Raw genomic sequence first — 8,755 nt, forward strand, 5'->3', positions numbered from 1 at the left:
AAAATAGCCTCCTATAGACTTAAAACGGCTTTTTAACATTAGAGTTGTCGATTTGAATCGGGGTACGCACGGTCTAAATCGCCTAGCGTGTACCCCTGCGTGTACCCCGAATAGGACGCACGCCATATCTTTGGAGTAGCAACTACAAACACTCTAATGGCTACTGTATCCTTTCATTTGAAGGAGCCGGGGGCAGACCGTCCCACGGCTATTTACGCGCTGCTAACCATTGACCGGCGGCATCGCATTAAAGTCTACACCGGGCAAAGCCTGCACCCCAATAAGTGGGTGAAGGCAGAGCAACGGGCGCAAGTGCGGGGCCGGGGTAATGAGCTGAACGGCCACCTCAATGACGCGTTACAAGGAATAAGCGAGCGGCTGCAACTGGCTTATTCTACACAAATAGCGGCTGGCACCTTGCCCACGCTCGCCCAGCTCAAAGAAGCCGCCGCGCCCGTGGCCCCAAAGTCGGAAGCTACCTCCGTGGCCGGGACTGACCTACTGAGCACTTTCACCAACTGGATAGCTGGCCGCGCCCTCACGCACACCCCCAACACGCTACGCACTTACCGAACCACCTTACGGCATCTAAAAGATTTTCAGACCATAGCCAAGTACCCCGTGGCATTTGACACCGTGAGCGGCACCTTCGCCCAGCGTCTAGCCGAATACCTACTGACGCACCGGCAGCTACGGGACACGGCAGTACGCAAAAATCTGGTTATTCTTAAATGCTTTTTGGCCTGGGCTACTGAAAACGGTTACCCTGTGCCACCCGATTACAAAAAGATAACTTGGCAGCGTAGGGAGCCAGATATTCTCACTCTTACCCGTGGCGAGCTGGCAGCCCTAGTAAACCTTGAGCTGACCCCGCGCCCCGCCCTCGACAACGCCCGCGCCCTGTTTTTGCTGGGCGTGTACACTGGCTTGCGTTTCTCCGATGTAGCAGCCTTGCGCCCTGAGCATATCCACGCCGACCGGCTACGCCTCACTACCCAAAAGACACGTGACACCCTCACTATTCCAATTCGGCCCGAAGCTCGGCCGCTGCTGGCTCGTGTAATTGAGGGCACCCTACGCCCGCTACCTAATCAGGTACTGAATCGGCACCTGAAAGAACTGGCTACCCTAGCTGGCATTGACACCCCAACAGAACGCACCCACTACGCTGGGGGCAAACGGCACACCCACACGGCCCCAAAGCATGAGTTTATAACCACGCACACGGCCCGCCGAACCTTCGTAACGCTGGCCCTAGAGGCAGGGCTACGGCCTGAATTGGTAATGAAAATAACCGGCCACAAAGACCTTAAATCATTCAGCCGTTACGTGAACGTAACAGAAGATTCGGTGCTCACTGAGTTTGCCCGCGTGTACGCGCCAGCTGTCTGAACTTGATTGTACTTAATCTTCCGTAACATTTCGTAACCTTTTCAGAGCTGGCAAATAAATGTCCTTTTCATTCGCACCCGTTGCCCTTTTAGTAGCCAATCCATCCTATCAACTTGATGAGCAACGCAATGAATATTGGCGTTCAGTAGCTGCGTATGAAAACACTGTACTACCCGTGTTTTTGTACCTAGAACATATCAATTGGGAAGCGGTAATAACTTGGCATATTGAACGCTGGAAAAGGGAATTTGTCAGCGAGGCGAGGCGCTTTGTTCGGGAGAATAACGGCCGTTGGGCTGGCAAAAAGTTTTTGCTTCCCGAAGAACCTGAACTTGACAATTTCAGCCGCAAAGTAGCTCTACCAATCCCTACCCCAGCCGACCGCCTGAGCCAGTCTCACGCGTTTTTTCGGGAAGTTCATACTGGTATGAGCTTGCGAGATTTAGCGGCGGCACCTGATAAGCGCAGACATCTAGCTGAACGGCTACGGAGCGCCGCCCTTATGTTAACAAACACATTGGCAAGTAGAAACGCGGCGGGGTGGGAGCCTGATTGGGAGCTACAAAACGTACTACAATTTCAGCGCATACATTCCTTTAAACCTGATGAAGTAGGAGCTCTATTAGCTAAAGTTGAGCATTTTATAAACTGCTGGGCCACTTTTCACGAAGTTGAGCATGATAACGCTACCATGTTCCTGCAAACTGTGCCTGTATCGGCTGTAGACACACCCGACCAAACGGGAAGTGAGCGGCCCTGGGCCAAGATAGAAGCATTAGCTGAGCGCATAGGGTTGCGTAAAAATGACGCTTTTCTTCTCGCTCCCAAATGGATAGCAGCAGCAACGGCGGGCATGATTGATGCGCTTTGCGAAGCTGAAATACTTCCTGCTTCGGGCGAGCTACAGCGGCTGTACGCTGATTTCTCAGAGCATTATAACCGCAGCATCAAAGCTGACCGAGTTACTCCTACTCGTGCAGCCTGGCAAAGGAAGGCCCGAAAGGAGTTGGGGCTAGAATAGTAAAACCCCCGAATTTGCGGTCAGAACCCTCGAATAAGGCGTTGGAAGCCCCGCCGGGGATTGTTGTAGCCTGGTTAAATACCTCTATTTACGTCGTTCCCGACTGACAAACACCCCGGCGGGCACGGTGCAAAATGCTGGCAAATAGCCCCGGCTTAGTTATTGCTGACTACGCCCAACTAATCGAAGATGTACGCGCCATAGTGCGCTACGAACTACACTGCGCCCCAGCGGCTCACGCTAGCCCACCTACGACCCCGGCCGACGAGTTGCTGAGCATCCGAGAGGCCGCCACGATGCTGGGCGTAACCGTACAAACGGTACACGAATGGAAGCGGCGAGGGCTACTGAAATATCACAAGCTGGGCAGCCGCAGCTATCTTAAGCGGGCAGACGTGCTAGCCGCTTTGCAGGGGCAGCAGCGCACTATGAAAGCTGGGAAGGGTGCGGGCCATGTCTAGTACCTATCAATTAGGAGCCGAGATGCTGGCTTGTGCCTTTACTCTGGCCGGCACAAATACGCCAACCCCTGCCGAGCTATCGGCGGCCCTAGCTGAAATATACCCCGGCGGTAAGGCCCCCACCGTGGCCGACCTACTGGCTGTCGGCTGGCTTGTCCCGGCTATATCTGACCGTACTCGCTTACGCCTACCCCCCGTTTCTTTAGCTAAAGTATCGGCCTGCTTGGTAGCGCCTAACGCCCCAAGCGCTGCGCCCGCGCCGCCGGTTATGAATGAAGTACAACCGGCTGCCGCTCCCTACCTGTTTAGCTATTACCGGGGAGGCATTACAGTAACCGCGCCCTACAAGACTATCACCCCAGCTCAGCTCTTTGCCGTGCTCACATCGGACCGGCACCGTGCCACTACTGAAGCCCTACGCGCCGCGCCCGTGGGCAGCCCCCAGCGGACCGAATTGAAAAAGAGCCTTGACTATGTGACGCCTGCCGGCACCTTCACCCGCCGCGCTAATGGAGCGCTTGCCGAAGCGTCGGGGCTGCTAGTATTGGACTTTGACCACCTGCTCGACCTGCCCGCCGCCCGCGCTGCGCTGCTAGCTGATGCTGACGTAGGGCCGGCCATAGCCTTGCTATTCACTAGCCCCAGCGGGGACGGGCTCAAGGCAATTGTGGAGACTGACCCTGTCGGTTCGCACCTCGAAAATTTTCAATTCTGCGCGGAACATCTCACTGAACATTACGCAGACCTAGGGCTAATTCCTGACAAATCTGGCAAGGACGTAGCCCGCGCCTGTTTTGTACCCTACGACCCCGCTGCCTGGCTAGCCCCAGCCTTCGCGGCCTAACACCTAATGGGCTTCTTAGCTATAACTATATGAAACTCAATATAAACAAAGAGAAAGCGGCTACTCCCGCCAAAAAACAACCCGCTGTCCCCGGCCCTACGCCCCCACCGGAAGCTGACGCAGCCAACTTGGAACCTTGGGTTTTAGCGGTTGAGGCGGCCGGCGGCTTGCCAGATGACTACGCTAGTTGGCAGCGGACTTGCTTTGCTCTGGCCGCCGTGGGAGAGACGGGTCGGAGTTTATTTCACCGAATCAGTTGCCTCAGCCCAAAGTATGATGAAAGTGAAACGGATGAGAAGTTTGATGAGGCCCTAAAAAATGGGAACGGTAGCGTAGGGCCGGCTACGTTTGTACACCTCTGCAAGGAGGCGGGTATATCACTGCCAAAAAAGCAATGGCGGGGTGACGCGAAGGAAGTGCTGAAAAAGACGCGGGAGGCGGTTGATGCGGCCGGCTTATCTATTTCTGATGCTCAGGTAGCGATTGGGGTGAGAGCGGCACTGAACGCAAAGAAAGACGGGCGAACAGATGGGGGCATTAGCGTTATGTTACACGCGGGTTTACCAATTGAAGCAGCCGAGATTATAGCCAATGAGGTACGGGCAAGCTCGGCAATACTCCCGATAACCCGCCGCCCGACAAGAGATGATATCATAGGCCAATTAGGAACGCTTTGGACTATTTATTTCGATCCTAGCAGCGGCATTTATTACCGGGGGCAACCGGGGGAGAATGACCCGGCCGAATGGCAAAGGTTTGATAGTCGGAGCCCGATTATAAATGATTTTCTTCTTGAGTTAGAACGTAAAGGATTAAACACCGATAAACGCACTCTACTAGAGGCTATTGAAAGCTCTTACTGCTATCGGGAAATTAATTACCTGACTGCCCGTCTTGATTATTTGGCCGCCCGTTGGGACGGGAAAAATTATCTGGCTCAACTAACCGCTACGGCCGCAACTGATGATGATGCATTGTTTACTGTACTATTCAAAAAGTGGCTTCTCAATACCATAGCGCAAGCATATTGCAATTCACCGGGGTGCCGTAATGAGCACGCCCTAGTATTCGTATCAGCTCAGCAGGGAGTAGGGAAAACAAGCTTCTTTGCTGGCCTGACGTGGGACGATGCACTATTTGCTAGCGTCCCCGAATTTCGCTTTGACAATAAAGAGCATCGGCTTCTAATGGCAAGTAAGTTACTGATTCTGTTAGACGAAATGGGGCAGTACAAGAAAGCGGATATTGAAACACTAAAAGCAGGTCTTAGTCAGCACCAGATAACGGCAGATAAAAAATTCCAGTCCTCGGGGGACTATCCACGCATAGGAAGTTTTGCCGGTTGTTCTAACAATGAGAACTTTCTAAAGGATGATACTGGGGATCGCCGCTTTTGGGTATTTACGCTCAAAAAATTTGATCGAGAGCGCTACGAATTAATTCCAAAAGCGCAGCTTTGGGGACAGTTAGCACAGCTTTACAAAGACGGCGAATATTATCTTCCTACTATAGAGGAGGAAGCTGCCGTAACTGCTCGCAATGATGAAAGTTTTGCAGCAGATAAGCCCGAAGATGCTTTTATTGATGAATGCCTATTGATTACAACTGACCCAGCCGACTTTATTAAAGCAACTGATATGCAGGGCGCGTTAGACCTATTTAAGCATTACAAAAAAGCTCAATCCTTTTTAAGTGTTGAAGTAGTCAGAAAGAAGCTGCAACGGCTGGGTGTAAAAGCCAGCGTTAAGAAATGGATTGTGAACAAGCAGTATCGAGGGTACGAGGGGGTAAGGCTAAAAATGGAGACTCTGCCGGGAAATATTGTCTAGTAGGTCAGATACGTGTCTACTAAGAAAGTGGCCTTACAGTGCGTGAGGCAGCTTTTATTCCAATACTAGACAGTCAAACAGCTAGACAGCTTTTACTCAAGCATTATATGCATTATAACAAAATAGCACTACACCCCACCCCTTACTCCCATTACATACATTCCCATCTTGCTGTACAGTCTGTCTAGATAATAAGAAAAAGGCTTATAAGAATAGTAGATTGAGAAAATCACTAGACAGCAAGGGGGACAAGCCCTGTCCCGCTGCTGTCTAGCCTGTCTAGCTACCACAGTGCCCCTTTACAAGCTAAAAAACCAGATAGGCTTAATTGTAATTATCCTTCCTTACTTATTTCGGTTTCCTCAAAAGCTACCATGCCCCGCCTTAGAACTGACCCACCTACCACTGACTTTACCCAAAAGATTCAGCTAACCGACTTGCGCCGCTGGGGTTTCTTACAGCCGGGCCATTATGCTTTTACCTTGACGCTTTACAACCCCTATACCGGTGCACAAAGCGGGCAAGTATCATGTGAGTTGTCTATGCTTGAGGCGAGCGGTTGGTTACGGCTTAGCTATTCTGTTAATGAAACCCCCTATAACTATTTGATACAATTAGAGGCCGTTGCCTCTAACCTAGGGCGGGGGGTGTACTTTCTTTTTCTTTGTCCACTGTCGGGACGACGAGCAAAAACACTGTATTGGTGCCAGGGCGCACTTTACTTTGCCCACCGAGCCGAGCTAGGCGTGAAGTATGAAACGCAGTATGTAGCAGGAATTTTTGGAGCAGTGGTGCCTTTCTACAAACGGAGCATTCAGGCGCAAAGGGCTCTTGAAAGACCACATCGGAAACGCTGGTATGCTGGCAAGCCCACACGTTGGCATCAGGCCGCACTCAGAGCGTTGAGTAGAAATGCTGAACTATTCCCTAGTATCATGGCTGCTATTCGCTCCTAAATAGCTGACCTATGACAAAGCTCCACTCCCTCTACTGGGGAATGCGGGGATTTACCGTATGCATAACGTCCCAAGCTAGACAATTGGCTATCAGTCAGCTGTTCTTTGCCGTGACTCAAGATCCGCAAAAAAAGCAACTCGAACGTACTGTATCTCTAGCTACTATGGTCATCTAGGTACCACAGAAAGTAATCTATGCGCTCCGGAATAAAATACAAGCAGGCTTGGTTTGCTACTTCTACTATTTTCATCTGGATGTGCGATGTGATGGGCTTTTTGCCCATGTTCACAACTTCCCTTGCCTGCACAGCGATGTAGCCGTTTTTAAACAGTTGGTCGCACCCAAACCTGCATATCTTCATGTTTATATTTAAATCTTTCTTTTCAGATTTAGAACAGCGAGCTAGTCACTTGATGAGCGCAGCTACTAGAAAGGTTATGGGGAATTCTTGCGCGCAACACCCAGGCGACGGGCCTCATCAAGCATCAGTATGCGAGTCCAGGCGGAAAGTGTTTTTTTGATTTTGACGCCTTCTTAAATAACTATTTTCTCAAAATTTTACACCTCTTTCTTGCATGAAGAACCCTAGTGCCCCTGACTTCTCAAAAGTATCGCTCGACGCTACGCCTATTAATGATATTGACCGAGACTATGGCCTATTGGGCATCAAGCTTGGAATCTCCCCCGAGCAACTTTCGGATAGAGTACTATCCAAAGCGTGGGATGATATGGAAGCATACACGCGTCCTACTGACTCGTTGCGAATAGGTAAGGCACAAGCGTCTTACATCGAGTACTGGTTCAAGGCTGGCAAGCTTGTCACTATTATGATAGGGTTCGACAATGAGCAGGATGGCCTTCTAATTCGTGATGCTTTCTCGCGCGTGTATGGGCGCGGCTTCGGTACTGATAAACTGGTTCGTTGGATTGGTACAGAGGCGTCCATCATTTTTACCGTTAGAGACAAGAATGATGGTTATTTATCCATCGATGCCAATTGATAACTTGCTCGCCTACCTTAGAAAGTAACCGAGCAAAGTAAGCTCCGCCTCCCCTAAGAGTCGGAGCTTTTTTTCATACCTTGGCACCCCGGCCTTATCCTCTACACTCCCATGCCCGACGAGAGCTCCAAGCCCTTCATCAACATCAGTGACCTTGCTGGCATAAAAGAGGCGCTAACGAAGTTGATTGAAACTGTCAGCTTCGGTGGTGGACGCGTTGCGGATGGTATCAACAGACTAGCTAATGCTTATCTGCTTGCTAGCAGAGACACCCAAAACGAGGTGAATAATATCCGACAAGTTGAGGGCGCCAAGAACCAGATGCTAGCAGAGCGAATGCAGCTGTTAACGGCTATTTCAACTGGAAGCCCTCAGCAACTGAAGAGTTTGGATGTAACAGGAGTAGAGGTTTCGGCACATTTCGAACTAGCACCGATTGATACAGCAAAGCTGCAAGAGCGAGCTAATAGCCGGGCTGCTTACCAGAATGCACTTCATCAATTAAATATTGATGGTACAGTCGCCGCCGCCGCCGCGGTCCTTTTAGAAGAGCCAGATGTGACCACTGAGCCGGTAGACCAGGATTGGATTAATCGCTTTTTTGAAAGCGCCAAACTGGTTTCAACGGAAGAAATGCAGGTATTATGGGGACATATCCTAGCAGGTGAGGTCAAGCAGCCAGGCTCCTATTCTTTGCGCACCTTAGAAGTTCTGCGGAATTTAACTCAACGTGAAGCCCATGTATTTAGAACAGCGGCAAGCTTTACTATTAGTACTAACGGGAAGTACTCAATAGGAATCACTCGTTATGGCCATCACGATATGCCATCGGCTGCTTATGGGCTCCCTTATTCTGCTGTTCTTGAGCTTATAGACTGCGGGCTAGTTGCTCAGAACGATTATAACATAGGTTTACATACAGGGAAACCGGACGCCTTACAGGATTACTTTCAAATAGGTAACCGGGTACTTGTAATGAGCAGTGAGGTTCCAGTGTCAACGTATTATACAGTACACGATTACACAAAGGCTGGTCACGAGCTGTATAGCTTAGTTGCGGGAGAGGCTGAGCTTTCGATTTCCTTTTTAGTAGACTTCACTAAACCAATGCGTGACGAAGGTATAAGTGGGGTGGTCTAGTTACGCTGGACAGTTTAGGGCGTTAAGTTGAAGGAGCTGTTGGTGAGTATGATAGGGTGTCTGATAGCCGATACTGGAGTGTAGGCGCTCGTGATTATAATAATCAAAAT

At 50.4% G+C, this 8,755-nt stretch carries 8 protein-coding genes; all 8 read left to right on the forward strand.

The window, feature by feature from the left end:
• The first annotated feature begins 156 nt into the window (after nt 1-156).
• The 8 genes from FNT36_RS18605 to FNT36_RS18635 all read left to right on the forward strand — a co-directional run bounded on the left by FNT36_RS18605 (nt 157) and on the right by FNT36_RS18635 (nt 8,645).
• Nucleotides 157-1,392, forward strand: coding sequence for a site-specific integrase (locus tag FNT36_RS18605; RefSeq protein ID WP_144850731.1), 1,236 nt, complete (start codon nt 157-159; stop codon nt 1,390-1,392).
• 58 nt (nt 1,393-1,450) lie between these two features.
• Nucleotides 1,451-2,413: a hypothetical protein gene (locus FNT36_RS18610; protein WP_144850733.1), complete on the forward strand. Its 963-nt coding sequence runs from the start codon at nt 1,451-1,453 to the stop codon at nt 2,411-2,413.
• A gap of 134 nt (nt 2,414-2,547) precedes the next feature.
• Nucleotides 2,548-2,874 carry a helix-turn-helix domain-containing protein gene (locus FNT36_RS18615; protein WP_144850735.1) on the forward strand — a complete coding sequence of 109 codons (327 nt, stop codon included), beginning with the start codon at nt 2,548-2,550 and terminating at the stop codon, nt 2,872-2,874.
• Nucleotides 2,867-3,718 carry a BT4734/BF3469 family protein gene (locus FNT36_RS18620; protein ID WP_144850737.1) on the forward strand — a complete coding sequence of 284 codons (852 nt, stop codon included), beginning with the start codon at nt 2,867-2,869 and terminating at the stop codon, nt 3,716-3,718. Before FNT36_RS18615 ends, FNT36_RS18620 begins: the two co-directional genes overlap by 8 nt.
• A gap of 29 nt (nt 3,719-3,747) precedes the next feature.
• Nucleotides 3,748-5,547 (forward strand): VapE domain-containing protein, encoded by a 1,800-nt coding sequence (locus FNT36_RS18625; protein WP_144850739.1) that lies wholly within the window; start codon nt 3,748-3,750, stop codon nt 5,545-5,547.
• A gap of 1,151 nt (nt 5,548-6,698) precedes the next feature.
• On the forward strand, nt 6,699-6,821 hold the full coding sequence (locus FNT36_RS25845; RefSeq protein ID WP_262712178.1) for a hypothetical protein: 123 nt from the start codon (nt 6,699-6,701) through the stop codon (nt 6,819-6,821).
• A 258-nt stretch (nt 6,822-7,079) separates the two neighbouring features.
• On the forward strand, nt 7,080-7,505 hold the full coding sequence (locus tag FNT36_RS18630; protein WP_144850741.1) for a hypothetical protein: 426 nt from the start codon (nt 7,080-7,082) through the stop codon (nt 7,503-7,505).
• A 111-nt stretch (nt 7,506-7,616) separates the two neighbouring features.
• Nucleotides 7,617-8,645, forward strand: a complete 1,029-nt coding sequence (locus tag FNT36_RS18635; RefSeq protein WP_144850743.1) for a DUF2806 domain-containing protein — start codon at nt 7,617-7,619, stop codon at nt 8,643-8,645.
• Nucleotides 8,646-8,755 lie beyond the last annotated feature (110 nt).

The sequence above is a fragment of the Hymenobacter setariae genome, from assembly GCF_007713685.1.
Taxonomy (GTDB): Bacteria; Bacteroidota; Bacteroidia; order Cytophagales; family Hymenobacteraceae; genus Hymenobacter; species Hymenobacter setariae.